Genomic DNA, 25685 nt, shown 5'->3' on the forward strand with positions numbered 1-25685 from the left:
GCCCTGCCGAGCCCGCGCACGGCGGTGAGATTCAGCCGCCGCCCAGCGCGTGCACGATCTCGACCCGGTCGCCGGCGTGCAGTTCGTGCTCGGCATGCGCGCCGCGCGGCACGATCTCGCCGTTGACCTCGACCGCCACGCGCCGCTGGCCCAGCCCTTCGGCCTGCAGCAGCGCGGCCACGGTGGTGGCCGGCGCCAGCGTGCATTGTCTGCCGTTCAATTCGATGTTCATGCCATCATTGTGCAATGCGCGCCGTGGGCGTGCGAGTCGCAATCTTGCGGCAGTGCAACGTGAGCGTGTCCGGCAGAGGTGGAATGATGTCGGCCATGCGGCTACGTATGGTGCGGCCGCTCCCCCGTTTCGCTGCATTTCTCGTGTTCCATTTCTGCCCGGGAGGGCTTCCATGACTTCGTCCATCCGTCCGCTCCGTTCGCTGCTCGCCGCCGCGATCGTGCTCGCCGCCGCGCCTGCGTTCGCGCAGTCCACCTACAGCCGCACCGTGTTCTTCGGCGACAGCCTGACCGACGCGGGCTACTACCGTCCGCTGCTGCCGGCCTCGGTGCGTGCGGTGACCGGCCAGTTCACCACCAACCCCGACTTCGTCTGGGCGCAGTACGTGGCCGAGTACTACGGCACCAACGCCGCCGCCAACGGCAACGGCCAGATCGGCGACGACTACGCCGCCGGCAATGCCCGTGTCGGCGTGGCCAACCCGAGCGCGCTGGGCGTGGCGCCGTCGCTGGCCACCCAGGCCAGCAACTACCTGGCCGCCAACGGCGGCAAGGCCGACCCGAACGCGCTGTATTCGGTGTGGGGCGGTGCCAACGACCTGTTCGCCATCGCCGGCGGTGCGCCGGCGCAGGCCACCATCGGCAATGCCGTGACCGCCGAAGTGGGCATCGTCGCCAGCCTGCAGAACGCCGGTGCGCGCTATGTCATGGTCAACAACCTGCCGGACGTCGGCATCACCCCGCGCTTCCGCGCCGGCGGCGCCGCGGCGATGGCGCAGGGCACCGCGCTCGCCACCGCCTACAACACCGCGCTGTTCTCCGGCCTCAAGAGCGCCGGGCTGCGGGTGATCCCCGTCGATACCTTCCACCTGCTGCAGGAAGTGGTGGCCAACCCGGGCGCCTACGGCTTCACCAACGTCACCGGCACCGCCTGCCAGCCGCAGATCACCGCGCAGTCGCTGACCTGCAACCCGACCAGCTACGTCAGCGCCGATGCCGCCGACACCTACGTGTTCGCCGACGGCGTGCACCCGACCGGCCGCACCCACGAACTGCTGGCGCAGTACGCGCTGTCGATCCTGGAAGGCCCGCGCACCCAGCAGATCCTGACGCACTCGGCGCAGATGGTCGGCCGCTCGCGCGCCGACCAGGTCGCCTGGCACGTCGACGGCCGCCCGGAAGCGGATGGCGTGCGCTGGTGGGGCAACCTGCGCGGCGACATGCAGCGCTACCAGCACGGCGACCTGTACGACGGCATGGCCCCGGCCGGTCTGTTCGGCGTGGACTGGTCGCGTGGCGAGTGGGTGTTCGGCGGCTTCGGCGGCTTCGGTCGCACCGATGCCGACTTCGGCAACCGCGGCGGCGACTACACCCAGGACGACAGCACCCTCGGCGGCTTCGCCGGCTGGTACGGCGAGCATGCCTGGGTCAACGCCCAGGTCAGCTACACCTGGCTGAGCTACGACGTCACCCGCAAGGTCAACCTCGGCCCGGCCACCATCGAGCACAAGGGTTCGCCGGACGGCAGCAACCTGACCGCGGCGCTGCAGGGCGGCTACGAGTTCGGCGAGGGCAGCTTCAAGCACGGCCCGGTGGCCGCGGCGATCTGGCAGAAGGTCAAGCTCGACGGCTACACCGAGAGCAACCCGAACTCCAGCGCGCTGGGCTACAGCGACCGCGACGTCGAGTCGATGGTCGGCCGCATCGGCTGGAAGGCCAGCATCGATGCCGGCACGGTGAAGCCGTACCTGCAGGCCACCTACGACCACGAGTTCAAGAAGAACCAGGAAGCCACCGCGTGGCTGCAGACCATGTCCGATCTGGGCGAGTACGCAGTGCCGGGCATCAACTTCGACCGCAACTACGCGTCGGTGGTGCTGGGCGCGCGGACCAAGCTGTGGGGCTTTGAGAGCAACGTCGGCCTCGCCACCACCACCGGCCAGTCGCGCGCACACGACACCTCGCTGTTCGTGAACTTCGGCGGCAGCTTCTAAGCACTGCCCGACGTTGCCTGCCTTGCCCGGCTGTGTGCCGGGCAGGGTGGGGCAGATGGGGTGACGTAAACCAACGGCATTGGATGCCAGTTGTGGGAGGGGCTTCAGCCCCGACGCCTCTGATCTCGAGCCGTCGGGACTGAAGCCCTTCTGCATTTCTCCGACACCCCTGCCGGGCCGTGTCGGTTTCGTCCGTGCGCTGCAGCCCTGCGCCGATTTCTTGCGCAACCCCCGGCCCAGCGCATAGACTGCACCGGCAACGCGGGCGTAGCTCAATGGTAGAGCTGTAGCTTCCCAAGCTACTGACGTGGGTTCGATTCCCATCGCCCGCTCCAGTCTCGCAAATGCTAGCGCTAAGTTGTTGACCGCGCTGACTATTCCTCCCGACTGAAGACCGCCTCGAACGACATCCCAAGGTATCGTTTCAGGTATCGTTTTTGCCCAAGCCCCTCTTGCTACATCGGCCATCAGGCCTCTATGTGCGCTTCTTGGTTCCTGCTGATTTGCGGGGGCAAGTCGGCTCGCGATATCTCGTTCGTCCTCTCCATCTTCGTCCCGGCGACGCTGCGCGTCTGGTGTCTGCCTGCATGGGGATGGCACTATCGAACGCGTTCCAAGCATTGAGGCAGGGGAAGCCGGTGGATCTGGACGAAGTGCTGCGCCGCATCCGAGAGCAAGGACTACGCGAACTCACATTGACCGATGTGACGCTGCCTAATGGCACGCATTTGGGTAGAGCCCAGATCGATACCCCCGAAGGCGCAGCATTGTTCGCTGAGTTGTTGCGTGAGCCAGCCAGCGGAAATGCCGCGACCAACAAGCCAAGTGGCTGGCGCACCGGAAAGACCAAAGCGTCTGGCCCGCTGTTGTCCAAAGCGATTGCGGATCACTTGGGGGACTTGGGTCGCGCCAAGCTCCACAGCAAGACCGTGCTTGAAAGCCGGCACTCGCTGCGTTGTTCGCGGGCGCTGTGGGGCAAGACCTGGCGGTGTCCGAGTTGACGGCAGACCATGTGCGCGCCTTTTTCGATGTCGTGCGGTGGTGGCCGTCGAATGCGACCAAGCGCGCACCCTACAAGGGCCTTGCGGTCATGGAGGTCGTGGCGCTTGCCCAAGCCAATCAAGTTCCCGAGCCTGCCGCCTGGACGGTTGCCAAGCACCGTCAGCGCTTGTCGGTGTTCTTGGTGTCGCTGGTGTCGGCAGGGCTTTTGCCAAGCAATCCGTTGGCAGGCATCCGGGCGATTGCCACGCCTGACGCAGATGACACAGGTGAGCCCTTCACGGATGCTGAGTTGAAGGCCATCTTCGATCCGGTGGCCTTCCCGGCATGGGCCAAAAAGTATCCGCACCGGTGGTTTGGACCGATGCTTGGGCTCTACTCAGGGGCGCGCGTGAACGAGATCGCGCAGCTTCGGGTGGAGGACATCGACACGATCGATGGGGTGCCAGGGTTCTTCGTGCGACAGGGTGGAAAGGGCCAAAGCGTCAAGAACAAGAACAGCCGCCGTTTTGTGCCGTTGGCCAAGCCGGTGATCGATGCTGGCTTTCTGGTCTACATCGATGAGGTGCGCCAAGCAGGACACACGCAGATCTTTCCGCATCTGCCCAACAGCACCGGACTGGGCTTTGGTCGACAGTTGAGCCGACAGTTTTCCGTCTACATTAAACGTCAAGGGATCACGGCGAAGGGGCAAGGCTTTCATGGCTTTCGCCACATCATTGCGTCTCGTTTGGACGAGGCGGGCGTATCGGCCTCAGCCATTGCGGCAATCACGGGTCACGCGCGAGGACAGGGGGTGTTGGAGAAGTTCTACATCGATCGTCGGACACTACCGGATCGTGTGGTGACACTGGCACGCTTTATTGTCCTGGTTAGGCTTCCTCATTACATTGCTAGGCAATTCTCTGTTTGGCCTAAGTTTTGACTGAGAAATTTAAGGGAATCTCGTGAATAACGAAGAAAAAACTCCGATTGATGACGAAGAGTTTGATGCTCAGTCGATTGTCAGAGAATATTGGGGCGTGCTTATAGTTAAAATAGACGTTTATGATAAAACGGGCGTTAAGTTCGCGAAGCAGCCCGGCGGCAGGTTCCGGATTATATCAAAGAATGGTGTGAACCCTTCCGTTTATAGGACTTTCAATTCGGCTTCTGAGGCTTGCTTTTTTTAATCGAATAACGCAGCATGTCAAGTCGTTGGTTCTATCTTATTAAAGGGCGTCTGTGAGTAAAAAATCTTTGGAATCGATCACCTCCGCCAAGGCCAAGTTGGAGGAAGAGCTTCGCAAGCTGGAAGAGCAAGAAGCCCAACTTCGGCAGGATCAGGCCACCGAGGCTTTCACCGAAGTGGTGAAGCTGCTCGGCGAGTTTGCTGAGTATTTCAACGCCAAGCAGCGCTCTGAAATTGCGGGCTTTGTCATCAATGGCGCGGCAAAGCCCAGGAAGGCAGTCAGCACGAAGAAGGAAGTGGCTCCCAAATATTGGCTTCCGCACACGCAGGAGACTTGGAGCGGGCGTGGACGCACGCCCTTGGCGTTTAAGGCTTGGGAAGGGACCTCGGCTTATCAAGAGTGGAAAAAGAACCACCCGGAAGAGAAGTTTCCGAAGTATCCTGGCTGATATCTCAGTAGGCGGTAGACCCGAAGCCCCGATTAGCTCGGGGCTTTTTTTGCGCGTAGACTGCATGGCGCTTCGTAATGCGACATCGGTTACTTGATCGGCGCGCATGAGTATGATATCTATCAAGACGGTTGGGCCCGCCAATGGCATGGATTGCTAGGGGCGTTGTTTTCGATCTGAATTGATCGAACGGCGCGCTTCGCAAAAAGGAGTTGCGATGAACAAGATCAAGAATGCGGCACTGGCTGTCATCTCATTAATGCTTTTGCTTGTCGCTCAGACGGGCCTTGCGCAAGAGAGTGATCAGACTTTCACTCTTTATGATTTGGACGGAAAGCAAGTTGGCATATATGAAACACAGCAGGAAGCTGAGGCAGCCATCTCGACTATCCCGGCGCCCGTGTCATTTTATGATGGGATATTCTCTTATGTTAAAGAGATAAGGGATGTTGAGGATATAGGGCAAGGGCTCATTAAGATCAATTATTGGATAGGGATAAAGCAGCCCAACGATAAAGAGTGGGCCTATCAGATGGCCAACTCCTGGCCAACTGAGCAAGAAGCGTTGCAAGAGCAGCTGGATATAACATACTCCAACGAGCCGACGTGCCCATATCCGAGTATCGAGTTAACCAGCGACTGGTATGCGACCGATTCTGATGGGACGTATGGTGGTCAAGCGCAGAACAAGGATTACACGCTGACGCGCTACTCTTCAGACGATTGCGACTTGCGTCAAGATCATATGCAGCTCGTGCGGACTAGATATTACGACTGTCCGCCAAAGCAATATTTTACCAACTGGAAGAACGCGTTCGGCGGCTGCGTCAACGAATGGGCTATCGCATCAATCGTCACGCAGAAATCCGAATGCCAAGCTGACGAAGGCGCGCCGAGTGCCCAGGTCGGTGACCCGTGCGATATCAAAACAGGGGAGCAAGTAGAGCAGGAGAGTGACGCAAGTTTGGCCTGGATCGACCTAACTCGATCCTACCACTCGGGCTACTCAACCCAGGCTGGCGCCTACGGTCCCGGTTGGTCGGACAGTCATAGATTAAGACTAAACGCAACCACAGCGAGCGCCATCCTGATCAATGGCGCGGGCTACACAACCACCTTCTCCCCAGTAGACAGCACAAGCTACTCTGCCACTGACGGAAGCGGAGATGTCTTGGTCTCGTCGAGCACGGGCTGGGATCTGAGAAGAGCCTCTGGAATTTATCAGTTTGACCAGAGTGGACGCTTGCAGTCGTTTGTCCAAGAAAATGGACAGACACTCAACTACGAGTATGACCAATACTCGAGGCTTTGGAAGGTCCACTCCGGGCAGGGCAGGTATATAGAATATAAGTATAGTGACGATTCGAGTGGCGCATTGATTACGTCGATCGAATCCTCAGGCGTGGTCTTAGCGTCCTTTGCTTACGCGGATCGTATCCTCCAGTCGGTGACATACCCCGATGGCAACTCGCGCATCTACCATTATGAAGACAGCCGCTTTCCAGGCCATTTGACTGGAATTACCGACGAGTCTGGATCAAGACAAAGCACCTTCACCTACGATGCAAAGGGGCGCGCAATAAGCAGCAACCTGGCAGGCGGTGTCGGGGCGACCTCCATCACCTACACGCCAAGTGGTGCTCAGGTCACCAAAGCGTTGGGCGAAGTTGAAACCTATGCAATTACCACGGTGGGAGGCTCTCGGCAGATAACCTCGATCGCTGACTCGGCGGGAACGCGGACGTATTCATATTTCGGCACAAATAGTTCGAACGCAGGGCGTCTTTCCTCATCAAGCAGTCGATCGGGGATTGTGACCAACTACGCGTATTCGTCAGAGTCCGTAAATGGGACGAGCTACCGCTTGCAAAGCAGAACCGAAGCGGCGGGAACACCATCAGAGCGTGTCGTTGTCGAACGCATCATGGACCAGTCAAACCGCGTGGCAAGCGTGCAGGATGGCGGCGGGTCCACCGAACTCATCAGAAATGAGAGGCTCCAACTAGCAGCGGCAAGCCAGATAGGTGCAGGCGGGGTTGGAGAAAGAACCACCACCTACTCCTACTGTGAGGCTGCGGATGTTGCAGCGGGTGGCAACTTTCCGCTTTTGGGGCTGCTCAAGGCAATTGATGGTCCGCGCCTCGACGTGAACGATGTCACCCAGTATTTCTACTACGCCTCTGACGATCCTTCTTGCACAACCGGTGGTGCTTGCGCTTATCGTAAGGGCGATCTAGGGAAGGTGGTTAATGCTCTGGGGCAAATCACCGAGATGCTTTCTTATGATCCGATGGGGCGCGTGACCTCGGCCAAAGATAGAAACGGGGTTGTGACATCTACTACGTATACGCCGAGAGGCGATATATCTTCCGTCACCATTCGAGCCCAAGGCGTGCCGTCATCGTATGATCGGGTCACGCTATATGAGTATTGGCCAACCGGGAAAGTTAAGCAAATCACAAGCCCGGACGGCACTTGGAGGAAGTTCGACTACGACGCCGCTTGGCGCCTGATAAAGGTCACCGACAATTCCGGGGCACAGCTTTCCTACACGTTGGATAACGATGGAAATCGTATCCAGGAGACCGTAACCGACAGCAATAACGTGGTGCGTCGTCAGAATTCCACGATCTACAACTCATTGGGCCAGGCTGTAACCCAGGCCGATCATGATGGCAACGCGACCGAGTTGGGGTATGACGCCGAGGGCCGGCTGACCTCGACCACGTCGGCTTTGAACATCGTCGATGAACGGCACTACGATGCGTTAGGACGACTGACGCAGGCTGTAAGGGACGCGACGGGTCTTAATCAGAAAACTGACTACCATTATGATACGTTGGGCAACCTGGACTCGGTGAGGGATCCCAACGGACTGACCACAACTTACTCGTTCAATACGCTTGGCGATTCTGTCGGAATTGAGAGCCCGGACACGGGGATCAGCACACATGGCGTAGATGCTGCTGGCAATAGGATTGAGACGACGGACGCGCGTGGTGTGGTCACAACCCGAACTTTTGATGCGCTCAACCGTCTGACCTCAGTAAAGGCCGGTAGCGACGCCTTAATCCAGTATGTGTATGACGAGGTGCAGAATAGCTGTGCTCAGGCGGAGGCATTCGCCGTGGGAAGATTGACTCGCATGCTGGATCAGAGTGGCGAGACGAAATACTGCTACAACAGTTTTGGAGACCTGGTTCGGACGTCTTTCACCGCAAGTGACGGCACGCTTCTGAGCTTTGTGGACACCTACGACACCGCAGGAAGGATTTCTTCAAGAACCTATCCGGACGGCTCAATCGTCAACTATGCCTACGGTGCGCAGGGGCGTGTCTCTGCTCTGCGTGTCGATACGCCAAGCACCGGTGTGGAGACGCTGCTTGAGGGGGTGACTTATGCGCCCTTCGGACCTGCTATCGCTTGGTCCTACGGCAACGGCAGAACCTTGTCGCGGACTTTTGATGGCAGTTATCGGGCCAAATCGATCAAGGACGCTGGGAACGGTGGCATTGATGTTGGCCTAAGCTACGACGCATCGGGGCGCTTGGTTGGGCTTGGCTATGCTGCTGGAACGACGCAGCGCGCTACGCTGGACTACGATGGTGTAGGACGACTCACGCACTTCCGAGACGGCGCGACTGGGGTTTCGATCGAGTCCTATTCTTATGACGCGGTTGGAAATCGCTCCGGGCTGTCAACAGCCTCCGGAAACCAGGCCTACTCGTATCAGGCAAACACCAATCGGCTGTCGAGCATCGCTGGGCAGGCGCGTTCCTACGATAGCGCTGGCAACACGACGTCGATTGGGGGAGCTTCGAAAGAGTTCATCTACAACGACGCTGGTCGGATGTCCGAAGCCAAATCCAGCGGTGCTGTGCTTGGAACATACGTCTATAACGGCCATGGCCAGCAGGCGAAGCGCACCACCGCAAATGGCGCAATTCACAGGCTTTACGACCCTGCGGGTCATTGGTTGGGTGACTTCGATGGTGCCGGGCAAGCCATCCAGCAAGCGATCTGGCTTGACGACCAGCCAGTTGGCCTGCTGCAAGGTGCCAGTAGTTCAACCAATCGTTTGAAGTATGTGGAGGCAGATCATCTTGGCACTCCACGGGTCGTCATTGACCCTTCCCAAGACAAGGCGGTATGGAAGTGGGACTTGATGGGCGAGTCCTTTGGGGCGAGTCCTCCAAACGAAGATCCGGACATGGACGGGGCTGGATTTTCTCTGGATATGCGCTATCCGGGCCAGCTGTATGACCCCGCAAGCGGTCTTAATCAGAACGCGTTCCGGGATTATGATCCGGTTAGTGGTCGCTATATTCAATCCGATCCAATAGGGTTAAATGGAGGCGTTTCCACTTTCAGCTATGCGGGTTCTCAGCCGTTTTCGGCAGCCGATCCGTTCGGGTTGGAGTGGGAGCCTGCGGGCGATGAGGTCCCGGGCTGGTGGAATAAGCTGATGGTGGGCACAGCGGCTCATTATCTTTTTAGTGCAAAAGTCACCAGCATGGGATACGGAGCCAACGACACGTATGGCGGAACCTTTGAGAGCGGCCGCCCCGACGCTTATGATCCAGTCGACAAGACGGTCTTTGAGTTGAAGCCAATCTCGAATCGGGATAACGAAGAACTGTACCGCCGGATAGCAAAGCCTCAGATAGCTCGTTACTTGAAGTCTGCGAACAGGCCTGTCACAGACGAAAAGAGTAAGATGTGCACGGGCTGGACTGCCGGTCAGTCGGGTGACAATATTTTCAGTCAGGGCCAGTATCTTGGAACCATTCAGGTTGGCGGGGGCTTTTTGCGTCAAGTCTACGAAATAACGCTCTATCACGACACGCATCCTGGGAATACTGGCTTGGTTTTTTATAGGGCGGACCTGGTGGATTACCCAGTGGGTCAAGAGATTGATCGCACCCTGAGGGATATGAAAAACGTATCACCTTGGTATGTGTTGCCCACATTCGGAAACCGGTTGTATCCGGAAAAGTAAGAGATATTTATTTTGCAAATTTCAAACGAAAAGCTAGGCCTGGCCCCGATTGATGAGATTTTCGTCAATCGGGGATTTTCCAGTATTCAAGGTGAGATGGCACTCGCGGCGGCTATTTTTGGGGCGGATAGCTACTATAAATTTATTGAAAATCAGTCTTCTCCGGAGCATTTTGTTGCTGCCAAGGAACGGGTGAGCGAGCTTAGCCTTCGAGTTGCGGAAGGGAAAGCCACTTCTCGGGATGAGGTGGGAAAAGCCATTTCCCTTATTTTGGATGATCCTATTCTCGACTTCTTGCGAAAGCGGAATTTGCTCGTGCGTTTTTTTCCTGAGCAGTTTGGACAGATGCTTTCAGTGCATCTGCCGGCCTATCAAGAAAGCGTTGAGCAAGAGGTTGAAAATCTCTGTGTCGTCACGCATGGAGCCGCTATCGATTTGACAGGAGGGGAATCGGTTGTTGCGCGAAAACAGATATTCAATGAAGTGGCAAGGGGTGCTTTTCCGAGAGTCGGGCTATCTGTTGCTGGCGAAAAGGATGGGCTACTTCGCTTCTCTGGTGTAGCAAGCGATGGTGCCAAGATTTCGGCGCAGATGGAGACTTCATCCCTCACTAGAATATACATGACGTATATGTGGCCGACCATTCGATACTGGCCTTTGATGCAGTTTAGCTTCGTCGTCAAGAAGAGAGCTAAAGGCGAGAAGAAGGCGGCATTCATGATGCCGCCTGAGGTCCAGTCATTGGCGGCGCTGCGTCTAGGGAAATACGAAGACAGTCACTCGCTAGAAATTGCTGCGCGCGCCTTGGCGCTGTGGATAGAACTGGGATTTTTCGGTGGCCCGCCCAAGAAGGATTGAAGTTTCCCAAGTATCCTGACTGATCTACTTGATAGGTAGTAGACAAAAAGCCCCGAGTTGATTGGGGCTTTTTTGTGGGTGCATAGAAAATCTTGCCGTGCTGGTTCCGTTGGTCATCCGGTCCATCTAGGATGTTGTGGCTGGCACATCAAAGGCACGCCTTCTATGTATAAGCAGGTCAAGTTTACTCGGGAAGAACTTTACGAGATGGTGTGGGCGCGCCCTGTCCTCGTCCTTGCCAAGGAAATCGGCGTATCCGATGTCGCCCTCTCCAAGGCATGTCGAAAAGCAGGGATCCCACTTCCGAACAGAGGGCACTGGGCAATCGTCCGGACTGGTCGCACCGTCAAACAGCCGCCTCTCCCGGATGCCAAGGAAGGGCAGCCGAGCGTCGTTCACTTCACCGTTGCCGAGAACCCTCCTCCCAAACCACCTCGACCCGAGGTGCCGCTTGGGCCACCTGTTGAGGTTCCCCAAGAACTCATCAAGCCCCACCGTTTGATCGCTGAGGTCAAGGCGGCGGCAAAGGCTGCCCAAGAGGACAAGGGCGTCTTGCAGTTGAACTACCACAAGGTGCTTCGGCTCAGAACTTCGGCGGCTCAGCTACCCAGAGCCTTGATCCTGTTGGACGTCTTGATTAAGCAGTTCGAGGCCAAAGGCTGCAAAGTCCACATCAACGAGGAGGGGGCTTCAACAGAGCTGGTGTTGAAAGAAGGAACTGTATCCTTTCGGTTGAGCGAAAGGACCAAGCAAACGCTTCCTCCACCCCCTCCACCTCGCCCGCCCGGACGGCGAGGAGAGTATTACTACGAACCATCTAGGCCAGCCTACATCTTGGTAGGGACAGGGGAATTTGCCTTGGAGTTTGACCAATGGCTTGGCAACAGTCGCCACACTTGGAAGGATCGGGCAGGGAACCCCTTGGAGGCTCAGCTCCATGAGGTGATTGCAGAAGTCCCAATGTGGGAAAACGCATTGCGCACGCGGCGCTTGGAGAACGAAAAGCGAGCTGCTGATGCGAGAGAGCAAGAAGCCAGGCGCATTGAAGCGGAGCGAGCAAAGGCCATCTCGCGCACACAACGAGCCGGCCTGGTGCAGAACATGCTTGCTTGGGAGCGCGCTGAGCGAATTCGCCACTTCATCTTGGCAGTCGAGCAAAGCGCAGATCAGACACCGGAAGCGCAGGCATGGCTGGTCTGGGCCAACGAACAAGTGAGGCGCTTGGATCCAATCGCCTCGTCTCTCCCGAACGTGATCAGTCTAGACGTAAAGCTCGATCCCTACTTCAGTGGCTACTCGCACTGGAACAAGCCTGAGAAGGATTGGTGGGATTGATCTTGAAGCAGACTAGCGTTTCTCAGCCAGGGGAAGGGCCGAGCCGCTTTCTTGGCTTAGGTGGCGATCACGTGCGCGCATGCTGGGTGAGGCCATGACCAATATCAGCAAGGCGGAAAGTTTCGAAGACGGATTTTTGCGGGCTGCGCTTGAAGTCATCGCAAAGCGCGATGAGCGCGAGGCCATCATCGCTAGCCAGGATTTCGATGGCCTGAAGCAACGACTTGATCGCTCACCGAGCACGACGCGCTTCACCCAAGCCATGGCGGAGTTTTACCTCAGCATCCCGAGACGCCAATTCGACCAATTCAAGCGTGAGCACGGCAATCCGTTTTTGATCAGAAAGAGCACGCCACGATCCATCACCAAGGTCGAGCTTTTGACCTGGTATGCCCAAGTCACCAAAGCCCGAGAGAAGATCCAAGAACCGATCTCGGGCAATTTCGGTCGAACGGAGAAGGGCATCCCCTTCATTGTGATTCGCGAGTCGGCTGGCAAGATCAAAAGTGTGATCTCGCACGCCGGGATCACGGGGGGCGATATGAGTGCGATTGAAGAAGCCTTCCAGCAGGGAGCAACGATCTTGGCTCTGACTATGGATCAGGCGTTAGCGCTCCCTTGGCAGTCGAATGCAGAGAAAAGACTTTGGCGGAACGCTTATCGAGTTCATCTGACTACGGTCCATGCCGCCCAGATGGCATTGCTGGATCGCCAAGAGCTAGACGAAGACACGAAGCCCGTTTAGCGCGCTGGGTCGCCCTAAGGCGCACTGACTGCCTGATGCATCTTGCCGCCAGGATTGCCGGCGACGGATGAACGCTTGTTCAGCGATCAGGGGCGATTTCGTCCTGTAGCGGCGCGTGCGCGGTGCATAGATTGCGTTCCGAGGCTTGGCGCGGCGCCAACACGGAGAGCGGCATGAAATACGTCATCGAGATCAATGCGACGGTCCAAGTCGCCCACTACATGACAGTCGAAGCAAGCTCGCCGCAGGAGGCCCTTGCTCAATGCGATGTCAATACAATTGCAAACAGGGACTTCGATTTCGAAGAGTGGTTCAGCGCTCCCGAGATCCATCGCATCGAAGATAAAACCGGCACGCTCATTGCGTGCGACTACGAGGATGGGGTTCCTAACATTAGTGAGCTGTAGTCGTCATGGTGACCCTTGACCCCTACTGTGCCACGGTGAGTCCCAAAATTTGATCATCATTGGGGAAGGGGCGGCATAGCAGCAGCCCATTCTTTGGAGAGTTCGTGGAAGGCATCTAAAGCTTTCAGGGCTTTAGAGTGCGCACTCTTAAGATGAGGGATGATCTCTTTCAATCTGATGGGGTCTTCGGTGCCGATGCCCAATCCCCAGCTCCCATCTCCATGGTCTATCCAAGTCGTGCGCGTTGTGACTCCGATGATCAATGATCGAGGAGCCCCATGCTGATAGTCATTCCTGAAATTACTACTGGCTTCGTTTAGTTCTTCAACTTGAAGAGCTGAGAGAGCTGCGGCCAGTGCGGGCCATGCTGACCAGTGACCTGCAACTTTCTTGGCAACGCGCATGTCGACATTGCTCTTTCCATTCCATCCATGCTCTTTTCCTACAAACGGGTTGGCCAATGCCCCGCACTCGACCGCTGCGAAGATAAATTGGCCTCGTATAGACTGGGGCGCTGATATCGCAAGATTGGCCAAAGGCTCAATGTGCTCAAGTGACAGGGAAAAGATCTGTTCGTCATCAAGGCGTTCGATTAGCAGATCCCAAGCCTCCAACTTCTTGATCATGGACCCAAAGGTGTTGATATGGTTCGCAAGTTCACGAAGAGCGCGGCATAAGCACTCACTGAAAACCATGGCAGCCCCTGGGATGCTCGCCAAATCTCGGAGCGGATCATGGTAAGGGGCTGAGGGCAGGCTAGGGATATGATTTTTGATGGCACGGTAGAGTTTGTAGCGACCCACCTGATATTTGTCGTCATCCGTGAGTTCAGCCTCAACATCCAGAAGGGCGCGGTTACGAAGCTTGAAGCGCTGAACATCATCTAACTCGGTCACGTGTGCCGCTCCGTTTCAGGTCGATGGAGGGTTGATTAGAGGATGTATTCCCTAAAATCTCTTAGCCGCATGTAGATGCCATGTTCGCGCTTCCACTTCGCAAGGTTGCTATCGCGGAACTTGATGACGGCACTCTCCCACTGCTTGAGATCGCCAAGTTCGAACCAAGGAAGCTTTCCTGGCTGGATGTATTGCATCTCACCACGTTGATGTCCATCGGGCGTTTGATAGATGAGCGGCTTGTCGGCTTTGAACTTCTCCCCCGGATACCAAGTGAAGCTAATGATGGTTGCGTTCTGAGGCATCTTGCGCCATTCGACATACGCGTAGACCTTGATGTCAGGATTTTCAAGCTGCCGCTTCTGCCGCTTCTTCTCTTGTGCATCACTCAGCTTGCTGGTCACCACAGTCACCCAAATCGCTTGATCAGCGAAGAACTCAGGATGCTTCTTCAAAGCGTCCAGCGTTGAACCGTTGGAGACCATCGGAACGGCTTGTTTCTTTCCGATCTCTTGGAGCTTCTCTAGACGATCAAGCTCGGTCGGTTCGATCGTTCTGGCGTCACTCCACAATACTTCGAACCAAGCCTTCGCCTCAGCCAATGATGCTTGGTCACTGGTGCGCAAGCCAAGTTCTTTCCAGTGCAAGTGTTCAAATCCGGCGACACCAAGTCCGCCAGATGATGCATTCGCACTCCCGATCACCATCTCATCTGTGCCGATATAAACCTTGGCATGGAGGCGATCCAGTGTCTTGATCTGGACGCCGCTCAGCGTCATCAGGATCCTGACTTCTGCGATGTTTGTAGCTCCCTGGCTTAGCTCCAAGATGACGCGAACGCTTCGGCCAGGCTTGTTCAGTTGCAAAACTGTTGACGCGCTCTTTCCCCAAAACGCAACTGCAAGATCAAGGTCAGCATTCTGGCCTTTAACCCACTCGACTAGATCCGTTTGATCCTTGATGAGAACTACCATGTTGCGGAGCCTCCATTCTTGTTAAGGCTACTTTGGCTGGGACTATCCGATCCCAGTCGGTTGTGTAAGCTCAGAATGTATAGATCGCTTGGCTGATCTTTCCTTGGAGATGCTCATGGCGTGTTTCTGAAAGAAAGGCTTCATTCAAAATCTCGCTTGAAGCAGATCGTTCTTGTCAAAGCATCTGGTCCAGCATCGCGAAATGCCCGGCTCCTGACCAAAGCGATCGATTGCCAATGACATACACCGCCTCCTTGGCGCGCGTGACTGCAACATTGAGGAGGTTTGGCGTCGATCCAGCCCATCCTCTCGCACCGTGCTGGGAAGACTGCGGAGCACCCAATACGAAGATCACGGCTTGCGCTTCCCGACCTTGGACTGTGTGCACGGTGCCAATGCGCTCTTTGGTCCACTCGTAAGGGTTGTCCACCCAGCCGTTGAGCAAGCCCGAGCGACGGGCTAAATCTCGAAGTTCGTCCTGCACCACGACAAATGGCGTGACGATATAGAGATCAGGATCGATGCTGGCTGCGTGCAACGCGCGCAGGAGCGCGACCACTTGCTCGCCTTCCTCAGGCGAATACTTATCGTGTCCACTTCCGTGAACATCAATCCAGCGCGATGGACCCAAGACATCCCGGATGACCGAAGCCTCAGGCACTTTGGCTTGAACCATGAGGTTGTTGTAAGCAACTCGGTTGGAGACATCGAACATCGGCGAGGCGCAGCGCCTGTGGACCAGAAGCGGCGCGCCAACCGCGCGAGAACCTGAGGTGGTTTCAAAACGCGCGCAATGCAAGCTTCCGTCGTCAGCAAGCGTTTGAGCAGAAGCGTTAGGAGCAGCAAAGCGATCCGGGTCAACCTTGAACTCGCGCATCACAGCTTGCGTGAGCACGGGCGGCAGCGGCACCACAGGCTCTACCTGTAATGGATCGCCCACAATGAGCGCGTGCTTGGTGCGAAGCAACGCGCCAACAACCGACTGAGGTGTCGCTTGGCCAGCTTCATCGACGAGCAACCAACCTAGGCTCTCGTCAGGAAGCTGATTGAACATACGCTCGACTGACGCGAAGGCGGTGGAAATAACCGGCACCACAAGAAATAAGCTTGCCCAAAGATCTGCTGCCAGGTGCTTGCGATCAGCGCCTAGCTTGAAGTTGCCGCCGACAAGGCCATTCAAGTTGCGAAGGAGCGGCAAGGCTGCCGCATCGATGAACGCGCGGTGGACAGCCACTGCGGCCTCAAATAGCTCGGATCGTTGAGCTTGAAGCTGGCGATCCAGCCAAGGCAACGCCAAATTCTTCGCGCCGTGCTCAAGATGGTGGAAGCTTGCATCAAGTACACAGGCACCATCACCCACTTGAATGCTTTGGCATTGAGCAAGGGCCTTGTCCAGTGCAGCCTTTGCTGCGTCGTGAGATGCGGTGGCATTTCGGGCAGCTTGGTGCGCTTGCTCAGATGCTTCGAGCGCCGCACCTTCTTCTGATTTTGCTTTCCGATAGGCACCTTGTGCTTGCTCATGTGCGCGAGCAAGAGGGGTATGTGCAGCTTCCCACTGCTTAGCGCTGCTCGAACCAAACAGGCGCTTCAGGGCAAACAGTGCAGGACGCCCTCGCTCGTGTTGAATCAGTGCTTCCCGACTGCTTTCAAGCTGGCTCCTACTGTCGCTTGATGCTGCTTGCGCTGTCTGCGAAGACTTCATAGCTACGGCAGCACTTCGCTCAGCATCGGTCCTTCGCCGCGAGGCGTGTTGCTCGCGCTCCCGCAGAGAAGGCAGCGCGCCAAGCGCCTGTCGAAGCGACTCCAACTCTGTCAGGCGCACGCGCACTCGCGCTGAGCAGGTCTGGAAGTGCTGCTTCGCTTGCTGCCAACGCGTCCGCGCCTCAGCTGGATTTGAGGGGGCTTGGCAAAGCTCAGCTAGACCTTCGGGGTCAGATTCTTGGCGCGGCGTGACGCCACTGACGCGTTCTAGGTAGGTCTTGAACGAAAGATGCGACTCAGCCCAAAACGCTTTCCGAAAGCGCGAGCGATTGGTTGCATTGCCTAAGACAGCTGCGGAAAGGCCCCAGGCGTTTTTTCCAAGCATCTGGGTTGCCAACGGTTCGAAGTAGCGAAGCGTGCTTCCGGAGGCAATTGATTTGAGAGCAGGGATCTCTTCGCTGACATTCTCGACCGCTTTGTTGTTCGAGCTTGCTACGACCATTTCAAAGCCACGAAGCGATGGGTCCGGCGCGAAAAGCTCTTGGGTTTCGCCCTTGATGCGTTTGCTCCATGAGGATTTGAAGGCCTTCTTGGGATCATCGAAGGCGCACATGGCCTCAGCTCGACGCGTCAGCTGGTCGGCCACGACATCGCGCAGTAGCGTGCTCTTGCCCGTGCCAGGCGGGCCATTGACGCCAAGCAGCGGGCTCGTCCTAGGCAATTGCGAGGCTAGGTTCACCGCCACCTGCTGTAAGAGCGCCGGACGCTGGTTAGGTGGAGTGACCCAGCGCCCAAGGGGCGCAATGGCAGGCGACAACGCTTGGTCAAGCGCTTGGGGGTCGTGCAAAAGATCATGCCGCTCCGATGGCTTGGTCTGCCCCAAAAAGCGCGCCAATGCGGGCGGAAGCTTTTGACGCACCGCGCGATCCTTAGCTTGGGCTAAGTCACGCAAAAAGAAGCTATTGAGCAGCAGGGAATCCGGGACGAGGCTGCTTCGAAAGCCCATATAGGCAGCGACAGCAAATTGTGGACCCTGCGCTAGGTCGGTAGGAAGTCCGAGAGTTTGCACCAGCCAGTAGAATGCCTTCTGTAGCGTGGCGTAAGCGATCGGAGTATCTGACCCACTTGGATCCGGGCGGAGTTGTTTGGTCAGGCCCCCAATCAGGCGCCCTTCCTCCTGTGTCCAAGCAGCCAAGCGTTGCAATGAGCCGCTGAGTGCCACAGGCAATCCCCAGCCAAAAGCCGAGATGGATACCGGCATGTCGCCAGCCAGCAGTCCGTCCTTGTCGACCAAGATCGACGCCAGAACCGCTTCGCCCTTGATATTGGGTGGGTTGGGGCGTGCATCTTGAAAGCGCGTTAGAAGCCTGCCGAAAGCGGGTTCGGCGGCAAGTGTTCCGAGGACGATGTGAAAATAGACTTTGAAGTTCGGCTTGGAGCGGGCCGAGCCGCCATCCCAAGGCAGCCCCGGTCCAATTGAGACGATATTCTGCGCAATGTTGCTTGCAAGCTCTGCGCGGCGCTTGAAGGTCGTGGGCGACAGCGCTTCCAGAGCCGACCAAGCATCCAGGATGTCGCGGGCGCGATTGGTGTAGCTCATCGCTTCAAGTTCAGGCGGGGGGATGGTGGGCCCAGCCTGCTGCTCTGCCGAATCGCGCGGCTCAGGGCGAGGGCGCGCTGGCTCGGTTGGGACCTGGCGTGGCGTAGGCGCTGCCTGGTTGTGCACGCTGTCAGCCCGGGCCTGTGCCCTATAGCGATCCAAGGCATTGACCACTTCGGTGGCAAGCTCCTTGGCACGCGGAGTTCGGCGAAAGCCAAGTTCCTCCGCGAGTTCGGCAAGCGTGGCCTCGTCGAAAAGGGAGGCAGCGTAAAGCTCTTCGAGTTGGTCGATGGATTTAGATAGATGCGGGCGGCTCATCCGTGGGCTCAGGTCTGCGGGCTACTCATGCAGTGTAGGACAAGCTTTGGCGCTAGCAAGGCTTTGTGATCAAGGTAAGTGTCGGCTCAACACATGTTCGATCCAGTTCTAAGCACTATCCAGTGTTGACGCGGCGTGCTGAATGATAAGCTATTACTCGTCCCTGGCAAGTGACGGGGCATCTTCCTCAATCCTAAACAGTGGAAAAGGACGTCTAAATGGCAAGTTCAGATTGGAACTCTCTTGATCGTTATGTACCGCCTTCGCAGCGCCATTACTGCGCTTTTCTAGACATCCTGGGTTATAAGGAAAAATCCAGAAAATTCTTCGCGGGTCAGTACAACCTTAGTGAGAGGATAAATCGCGCCTACGAAAATGCGTTTGGAACGATGAATATGACCTCGCACCTCTACGATACATCGGGAATCAAGGTGCGCTTCTTCTCCGATAGCATTGTAATAACAGCGGATGTCAAAGAAAAAAGCGAGGATGAGCTTTTTGGCGTAGTGCAGTTTTGCTCACTCCTTGCGACTTTTCTGAGCTACGAAGATCTGTTCGTGAGGGGCGGCATCTCCAGTGGTGCATATTCTGAGCGAAACGTTGCACAGCACAGTTTCATTTCCTCGGTCGGGCTGGAGAAGGCCTACTATCTGGAGAGCACAGTCGCCAAAAATCCCCGGATTATGTTCGACAAAGATCTTTATGATGAATTGAGTGCCGAGGGCAAGAAATATATTTTCATGGAAAAGGGGGAGATGGTGCTGAACTTTGCCCGAAGCTTCATTTTCACGAACCCTGAGCACAGTAATATTTATAAGGAAATGGTCGATGTCTTCAAAAGCAGGGGGGCAGAGTCCGATGCAGGGGTGCGCGAAAAGTATACTTGGGTCCTCGATTATTATTATTGGTCGGTCAAAAGCATCCAGGGGATTGATCTTGGGAGGTTCAAACAATTCTGGTCTGGCCAGGATCGAGGCTTTTCTTTGATCGATTAGTACTGAGGCAAGAATTGATCATCAACCAAGGGTTGATGATCATCGCCATCGAAGATTTTTTGCGTCTGCCCAATTCATCTTGCGTAAGTCAGGCATGCACCCGCTTATGCGGCAGCAGCTGCCCGATCTGACTGACCCGCTGTATCGGCAAGCACGTCAGCACATCTTTGAGATAGGCATACGGATCATGCCTATTCATACGCGCCGACTCGCTGCCACGGCCATCGTCGACGATGCTACGCACGAGGCGGTGGCGATCGAGGTGGAGCGGGTCATCTCCGGTCACAGCGTGGTCCGGATGCTGGATCGGCTGGCGCTGACACGGGGTCTGCCGCAGGTGATCCGCATCGACAACGGCAAGGAGTTCTGCGGCAAGACAATGGTGACGTGGGCCCACGTGCGCGGTGTGCATTTGCGCTTGATCCAGCCAGGCAAGCCGAACCAGAACGCCTACATCGAGAGCTTCAACGGCCGCCTGCGCGACGAATGCCACAACGATCACTGGTTCCCGACGCTGCTGCACGCCCGCACCGAGATCGAGACCTGGCGACGAGAAAATAACGAGGAGCGACCGAAGAAGATCTCGGGCGGCCTGACCCCGGCCGTCTATGCTCAACAGCTAGCTGCCAAAGCCGCTACGGTGAAACCCTGACTCTAAAGAGCCAGGCTACTGAAAGCGGGGGGGGGGCGGGGGCGTCTATTCCACCTAAGGTAGCAACTAACCGGTGAACTTGCTCGCTTGAGGGGTGGTAGACTCGGGTATCTTTTTTGGGTCCCTGTTCTACCTGAGAACTGGGTGGATCAATGGGTTAGGGAGAGTTGGATTCTGTTCCCATCGCCCGCTCCATCTGTTGCCAGCGCTTTTGCGCTTTGCGGTGCTCCGCAAAACTGCGTTCGCTCCGCACTTCTACTCCTTTCCTGGCCGCGCTTCGACACATTGTCGATGTGGTCGCGTCGTGCTGCGCAGTCCTGTTCGAAGACCCTGAGCCGGACTGCGTCTGTCGCAGCGAGGACGTCGCTGTCAAACCCGCTTCATCGACCAGCGCTAGGCTGGCCGACGCCTGAGCGTTCGCTCGTTGCCGGTGTTGCTTCTCGTGGTCGATCACAGCCGTCGTCGTTTTCTCACCCGCACGTCCATGGTCCTCGGGGCCGGCGCGACCATGCCGCTGTTGCCGGGCGTCATCCGCAGTGCGCTGGCGGTGCCGCCGGCGCGGGTCACCGGCACGCTGCAGGACGTGCAGCATGTGGTGATCCTGATGCAGGAGAACCGTTCCTTCGATCATTACTTCGGCTGCCTGCGTGGAGTGCGCGGCTATGGCGATCCGCGGCCGCTGCGGCTGCCCAGCGGCAAGCCGGTCTGGTACCAGCCCGAGCGCAAGGGTAGCGATCGTTACGTGCTGCCGTTCCGGCTCAACAGCCAGACCAGCAGCGCGCAGTGGATGAAGGATCTCAACCACGACTGGAAGGGCTCGCACGAGACCTGGAAGCACCACGATGCCTGGATCGCGCAGAAGAGCGCGATGAGCATGGGCCACTTTCAGCGCGAGGACCTGCCGTTCTACTACGCGCTGGCCGACGCCTTCACCCTTTGCGACGGCTACCACGCCTCGCTGTTCGGCCCGACCAATCCCAATCGCATGTATATGTTCACCGGCACCAGCGGCCTGAGCGTCGGCAACGATGGCGAGCAGGCGGTGAACAACCGCGACGATGGCAACTGGACCGCGGACATGGCGCGCGACAATCCGCGCTTTCCCGGCTACACCTGGAGCACCTACTCCGAGCGCCTGCAGCAGGTCGGCATCAGTTGGCAGGTCTATCAGGAGTTCGACAACTACGGCGACAACAGCCATCCGTACTTCGCCAACTTTCGCAAGCTGGATCGCGCGTCGCCGTTGTACCGCCGCGGCCGCGCCATCGTGCCTGGCTCCACCGCCGACAACGCCAAGGCCTCGCGCGGCGAACACCTGGTGGCCGCGTTCGAGCGCGACGTGCGCGCCGGCACGCTGCCGCAGGTGTCGTGGATCGTCGCGCCGTACCTGCTCAGCGAGCATCCCGAGGCCACCCCGGCCTATGGCGAATCCTTGAGCGCGCGGCTGCTGGAGGTGCTGGCCGCTTCGCCGGAGGTCTGGTCGAAGACGGTGTTCCTGATCAACTACGACGAGAACGACGGCTTCTTCGACCACGTGCCGCCGGCGTTGCCGGCGATCCGGCCGGAGCTGGGCGCCAGCAACGTGGATCTGCATGGCGAGGACTATCACGGCGTGCCGGTCGGGCTGGGGCCGCGGGTGCCGATGCTGGTGGTGTCGCCGTGGAGCCGCGGCGGCTGGGTGAACTCGCAGGTGTTCGACCACACCTCGGTGCTGCGCTTCCTGGAGCAGCGTTTCGGCGTGATGGAGCCGAACATCAATCCCTGGCGCCGCGCGGTTGCCGGCGATCTGACCTCCACGCTGGACTTCGTCGGCCACGATTCGGCGCCGGTGGCCTTGCCGGACACCCGCGATTACATCGCCCGCATCGATGCCACCGCGACGCTGCCGCCGCCACAGCGCCCTGCCCAGCAGGCGCTGCCGGTGCAGGAGCCCGGGCAGCGCCCGGCGCGCGCGCTGCCCTACGATTTCGATGTGCGGCTGCAGGTGCAGGCAGACGCGCGCGTGTTGCGCATGCGCAACCGCGGCACGGCCGGCGTTGCGCTCAATGCCTATGCCGACGAGGGTGTGGCCGGGCCCTGGTTCTACACGCTGGCCGCCGGCAGCGAGCTGCAGGATGCGCGCCCCTGGCGCGGCGCTGCCGCCGATGCCGGCTACGCGCTGTGCGTGCATGGCCCCAACGGTTTCCTGCGCGAGTTCCATGGCGACGGGATCGGCGATGCCGGTCTGCAGGCCGAGGCCGACTACGATGCCGCCGCGCAATGCTTGCTGCTGACGCTGGTCAATGCCGGTGAGCAGCCCTGCGCGTTGCGCGTGCGCGACGGGTATCGCGGCGATGGTGGCGAGCAGGCGATCACGCTCGCTGCCGGTGATCGCACCGTCCTGCGTCTGCCGTTGCAGGCGCAGCACCACTGGTATGACCTGACCATCGACAGCGCGACTTTGCCGCAGTGGCGGCGGCGCCTGGCTGGGCACATCGAGACCGGCCGGCCGAGCATGAGCGATCCGGCGATCGGCCGCGCGGTCGACGCGTAGTGGCTGCAATGGCGTTCCGATGCGTGGCCAGTTTCTGGCTGAGCACGGACACTGCTTGAGCAGGTCCCATAGGTAATGTGGCCGCTGTAGAAGTCACTGTGATCCGGGTTCACTAAGCGAGGCCATTGGCGCTTTGACCCTGTTGCAGTCGGGACTGAAGTCCCTCCCACAAGGATGGGGACGGCCTTCGACGTCGCTGCTAGCAGGTGCGCATGACGCCCGGCGATGCGCCGGCGCTGGCGGCAGATTCAGTCGCGATCCTTTCGAGCGCATGCGATTCTGAAACGACGGCCAATGCCGCATGGCCATCCCCGTGCCCTGCAAGTTCGCCTCGCTCCCAAAACGCAAACGCCGCCGCTGCAAGAGCAGCGGCGGCGCGTGATGCCTTCCCTGGCAGTGTCGCGTCGGCTCAGAATTTGCCGCTGAAGGTGACGAAGAACTGGCGCGGCGCACCGGCCATCAGCGTCTGGTTGTAGCCGTTGGGGTCGGAGACGACGTAGCCGTTGGTGCCGACGGTGGCGAAATAGCGCTTGTCGAACAGGTTGGTGACGTTCGCGCTCAGGCCCAGGTTCTGGAACATGCCGACCTGGCCGAAGTCGTAGCCGGCGCTGAGGTCGAAGCGCCAGTAGCTGGGCACCGACGAGTCGTTGAGGTAGCTGATGTAGCGGCGGCCGGTGTACTTGCCGTCCAGCGAGGCGTGCCAGCCGGCGTTTTCGTAGGCCAGGCTGCTGGAGAACATCCACTCGGGGATGCCGACCACGCGCTTGCCGGAGGTCGCCACCACGCCGCCGTTGAGGTAGTCGTCCTGGTAGGTCGAGTCGTCATAGGACAGCGAGTTCAGCCAGCGCAGCTGTTCGATCGGACGCCAGATCACCGCCAGGTCGGCACCCTGGCTACGCACCGAACCGACGTTGTTGAGCGTGGCCGAGCAGGTCTGGATCGCGCTGCACGGCGAGGTCACCAGCAGGCGGTCGTCGAAGGTGGTGTGGTATAGCGCCAGCGACGCTTCCACGCCGGCGCCGCGCACGCGGTAACCCAGTTCGTAGGTCTGCGCGGTCTCCGGCTCCAGCGAGCCCTTGATCGCATTGAACGCGGCCTGCGATTCCTGGAACGGGGTGAAGCCGAAGCCGGCCATGTTCTTGTTGTAGGAGGCGTAGACCTCCTGGTGATCGTCGATCTTGTAGTTGATGCCGACCTGCGGCAGCAGGTCCGAATCGGCCTTGATCTCGCCGGCGGCATTGGACGCGGACGGCACCTGCGACTGCGCGGTGGTGTCGACGATCAGCTTCTTGGCACCGAAGTTCAGGGTCAGGCGCTCGTCCATCAGGCGCAGCGTGTCCTGCGCGTAGATCATGGTGGTGTCGGTATCGTAGTGCTGGGCGAAGCCGCGCGCGAACAGGGTGCCGTTCTTGTTGAAGTAGTACAGATCGGTGAACGGGCCGTCGAGCAGGAAGTAGTTGCGCTCCTGCACGGTCTTGGCGTTCTGGTACCAGCCGCCGACCTCGATCTCGTTGCCGGCCACGGTGAAGTTCAGCGAGCCGGTGATGCCATGGCGGTTGAGGCGGTAGTCGGTGGTGCGCATCGACAGCGGCACGCTGGCCGAGGACGGCGCGTAAGGCGTGGTCCACTGGCCTTCGCCGTTGTTGTCGTGATAGTAGCCGGTCAGGTTCAGCGTGGCGCTGCCGCCGAGGTTGAACACGCCGCTGAGCGCGGCCAGGTTGTCGCGGCGCAGGCCGGCGCCGGAGTAGTAGGAGGCATCGGCCTTGCCGTAGTCGGCGGGCAGGCCGTTGAGGCTGGCCGGGTAGCTGCCCTTGCCGTTGAGCGCGTTGGCGATCTGCACCGCGCTGTTCCAGTCCGGCATCAGGTAGTCCCAATCCCAGCCGAGGACCCGCTGCGAGGTCAGCGACAGGTCCATGATGTCGTATTCCTTGCGGTGCGAGCTGTCCAGGTACAGGCTGACCCGGTTGCCATCGCCCCACTGGTACAGCGCCTTGGCGTTGGCCTGGTTGTACTCGTTGTTGCCGTAGCCCTTCCACTTGTCCATTTCGCCGTGCACCAGCGAGGTGTACAGCGAGAAGCCGTGGATGTCGCCGGTGTCGCCGCGCAGGTAGGTGCGGCGGGTGCTGTCGGAGCCGAGGGTCTGGCTGAAGCGGAAGCCGGCGTCGGCATCCGGATCGGCGGAGTAGTAGCGCACGGTGCCGCCGAGGTTGCTGCTCGACGGCGTGCCCAGGCCGCCGGCGCCCTGCGCCAGCTCCACCGAGGCCACGTTCTCGGAAATGATCGCGCGGGTCACCTGCAGGCCGTCGCTGACGCTGTAGCTCATGTTGCCCAGCGGCACGCCGTCCAGGGTGAAGCCGAGGCGGCTCTGGTCGAACCCGTGCAGGCTGATCGCGGTGGACCATTCGTAGGCGCCGAACGGGTCGGCCGACTGGAACTGCACGCCGGGCAGCTTGTCCAGCACCTTCAGCGCGCTGGTGCCGGGGGCGGCGATTCCGATGTCCTCACGGGTGATGCGCTGCACCTGGCGGGTGGTGCCGCTGGACACGACGGTGATCGCGTCGAGCATGGTGGCATCGTTGCCGCTCGCGCTGGCCGCCGCATCGGCGGTTGCGGTGGCGGCGGCCGGCGCGGTCTCGGCCAGCGCGGCGAAGGCCGGCAGGGCGGACGCGACGGCGAGCACCAGCGCGTGCAGGCGCAAGGATCTGGAAGTGGGGGTCATCGAAAGTCACCAATCAAGAGGGGGAGACGTTCCGGTCCTGCCGCGCGGGGCGCGGGCAGCCGGCACCGGGCCGGTACGCGGCCCGCCCGCCACGATGCAACGGTTTTGT

The 25685-nt window shown here is 58.8% G+C and carries 14 protein-coding genes, 1 tRNA gene and 3 pseudogenes; 12 read left to right on the forward strand and 6 right to left on the reverse strand.

Annotated features, from left to right (window positions below; all coding sequences use genetic code 11):
• Positions 1-31: 31 nt before the first annotated feature.
• Entirely contained in the window at positions 32-232 is a 201-nt protein-coding gene (gene thiS / locus ACHWVH_RS17405; RefSeq protein ID WP_017914741.1) for a sulfur carrier protein ThiS, read from the reverse strand.
• Between the two features lie 172 nt (positions 233-404).
• Between thiS and ACHWVH_RS17410 the strand changes: the two genes are divergently transcribed.
• The 9 genes and pseudogenes from ACHWVH_RS17410 (at position 405) to ACHWVH_RS17450 (ending at position 13188) form a co-directional block, all read left to right on the forward strand.
• On the forward strand, positions 405-2225 hold the full coding sequence (locus tag ACHWVH_RS17410; protein WP_267099906.1) for an autotransporter outer membrane beta-barrel domain-containing protein: 1821 nt from the start codon (positions 405-407) through the stop codon (positions 2223-2225).
• 261 nt (positions 2226-2486) lie between these two features.
• Positions 2487-2560: transfer RNA gene (locus ACHWVH_RS17415), tRNA-Gly, on the forward strand.
• A 252-nt stretch (positions 2561-2812) separates the two neighbouring features.
• Positions 2813-4149, forward strand: a pseudogene (locus ACHWVH_RS17420) (site-specific integrase).
• A 299-nt stretch (positions 4150-4448) separates the two neighbouring features.
• Positions 4449-4844 carry an H-NS family nucleoid-associated regulatory protein gene (locus ACHWVH_RS17425; RefSeq protein ID WP_295928066.1) on the forward strand — a complete coding sequence of 132 codons (396 nt, stop codon included), beginning with the start codon at positions 4449-4451 and terminating at the stop codon, positions 4842-4844.
• A 217-nt stretch (positions 4845-5061) separates the two neighbouring features.
• The gene (locus ACHWVH_RS17430; protein ID WP_394687631.1) at positions 5062-9843 is read left to right on the forward strand and encodes an RHS repeat-associated core domain-containing protein; all 4782 of its coding nucleotides are present in this window, start codon (positions 5062-5064) and stop codon (positions 9841-9843) included.
• A gap of 12 nt (positions 9844-9855) precedes the next feature.
• Positions 9856-10701, forward strand: a complete 846-nt coding sequence (locus ACHWVH_RS17435; protein WP_394687632.1) for a hypothetical protein — start codon at positions 9856-9858, stop codon at positions 10699-10701.
• Positions 10702-10866: 165 nt separating this feature from the next.
• The gene (locus ACHWVH_RS17440; protein ID WP_295928056.1) at positions 10867-12036 is read left to right on the forward strand and encodes a hypothetical protein; all 1170 of its coding nucleotides are present in this window, start codon (positions 10867-10869) and stop codon (positions 12034-12036) included.
• A 94-nt stretch (positions 12037-12130) separates the two neighbouring features.
• The gene (locus ACHWVH_RS17445) at positions 12131-12781 is read left to right on the forward strand and encodes a hypothetical protein (protein WP_394687633.1); all 651 of its coding nucleotides are present in this window, start codon (positions 12131-12133) and stop codon (positions 12779-12781) included.
• Positions 12782-12954: 173 nt separating this feature from the next.
• On the forward strand, positions 12955-13188 hold the full coding sequence (locus ACHWVH_RS17450) for a hypothetical protein (protein ID WP_295928049.1): 234 nt from the start codon (positions 12955-12957) through the stop codon (positions 13186-13188).
• A gap of 56 nt (positions 13189-13244) precedes the next feature.
• Here ACHWVH_RS17450 and ACHWVH_RS17455 read toward each other — a convergent pair whose 3' ends face one another.
• The 3 genes from ACHWVH_RS17455 to ACHWVH_RS17465 form a co-directional block, all read right to left on the reverse strand.
• Positions 13245-14084: a hypothetical protein gene (locus tag ACHWVH_RS17455; RefSeq protein ID WP_295928047.1), complete on the reverse strand. Its 840-nt coding sequence runs from the start codon at positions 14082-14084 to the stop codon at positions 13245-13247.
• 35 nt (positions 14085-14119) lie between these two features.
• Positions 14120-15058, reverse strand: a complete 939-nt coding sequence (locus ACHWVH_RS17460) for a phospholipase D-like domain-containing protein (protein ID WP_394687634.1) — start codon at positions 15056-15058, stop codon at positions 14120-14122.
• 175 nt (positions 15059-15233) lie between these two features.
• Positions 15234-18677, reverse strand: a complete 3444-nt coding sequence (locus tag ACHWVH_RS17465; protein ID WP_295928042.1) for a DEAD/DEAH box helicase — start codon at positions 18675-18677, stop codon at positions 15234-15236.
• 218 nt (positions 18678-18895) lie between these two features.
• On the opposite strand from ACHWVH_RS17465, the gene ACHWVH_RS17470 reads away from it, so the two are divergent.
• A complete protein-coding gene (locus tag ACHWVH_RS17470; RefSeq protein ID WP_295928039.1) occupies positions 18896-19672 on the forward strand; it encodes a hypothetical protein in 777 nt (258 codons plus the stop codon).
• An 88-nt stretch (positions 19673-19760) separates the two neighbouring features.
• On the opposite strand, the pseudogene ACHWVH_RS17475 reads toward ACHWVH_RS17470, so the two are convergent.
• Positions 19761-19883 (reverse strand): annotated as a pseudogene (locus ACHWVH_RS17475) (transposase domain-containing protein); the annotation flags it as partial.
• 9 nt (positions 19884-19892) lie between these two features.
• Between ACHWVH_RS17475 and ACHWVH_RS17480 the strand changes: the two are divergent.
• A pseudogene (locus ACHWVH_RS17480) lies at positions 19893-20324 on the forward strand (integrase core domain-containing protein); the annotation flags it as partial.
• A gap of 442 nt (positions 20325-20766) precedes the next feature.
• Positions 20767-22857 carry a phosphocholine-specific phospholipase C gene (locus ACHWVH_RS17485; RefSeq protein WP_394687635.1) on the forward strand — a complete coding sequence of 697 codons (2091 nt, stop codon included), beginning with the start codon at positions 20767-20769 and terminating at the stop codon, positions 22855-22857.
• 409 nt (positions 22858-23266) lie between these two features.
• Here ACHWVH_RS17485 and ACHWVH_RS17490 read toward each other — a convergent pair whose 3' ends face one another.
• Positions 23267-25576, reverse strand: a complete 2310-nt coding sequence (locus ACHWVH_RS17490) for a TonB-dependent receptor family protein (RefSeq protein WP_394687636.1) — start codon at positions 25574-25576, stop codon at positions 23267-23269.
• Between the last annotated feature and the right edge of the window lie 109 nt (positions 25577-25685).

It is taken from the genome of uncultured Xanthomonas sp. (genome assembly GCF_964278005.1).
Taxonomy (GTDB): Bacteria; Pseudomonadota; Gammaproteobacteria; order Xanthomonadales; family Xanthomonadaceae; genus Xanthomonas_A; species Xanthomonas_A sontii.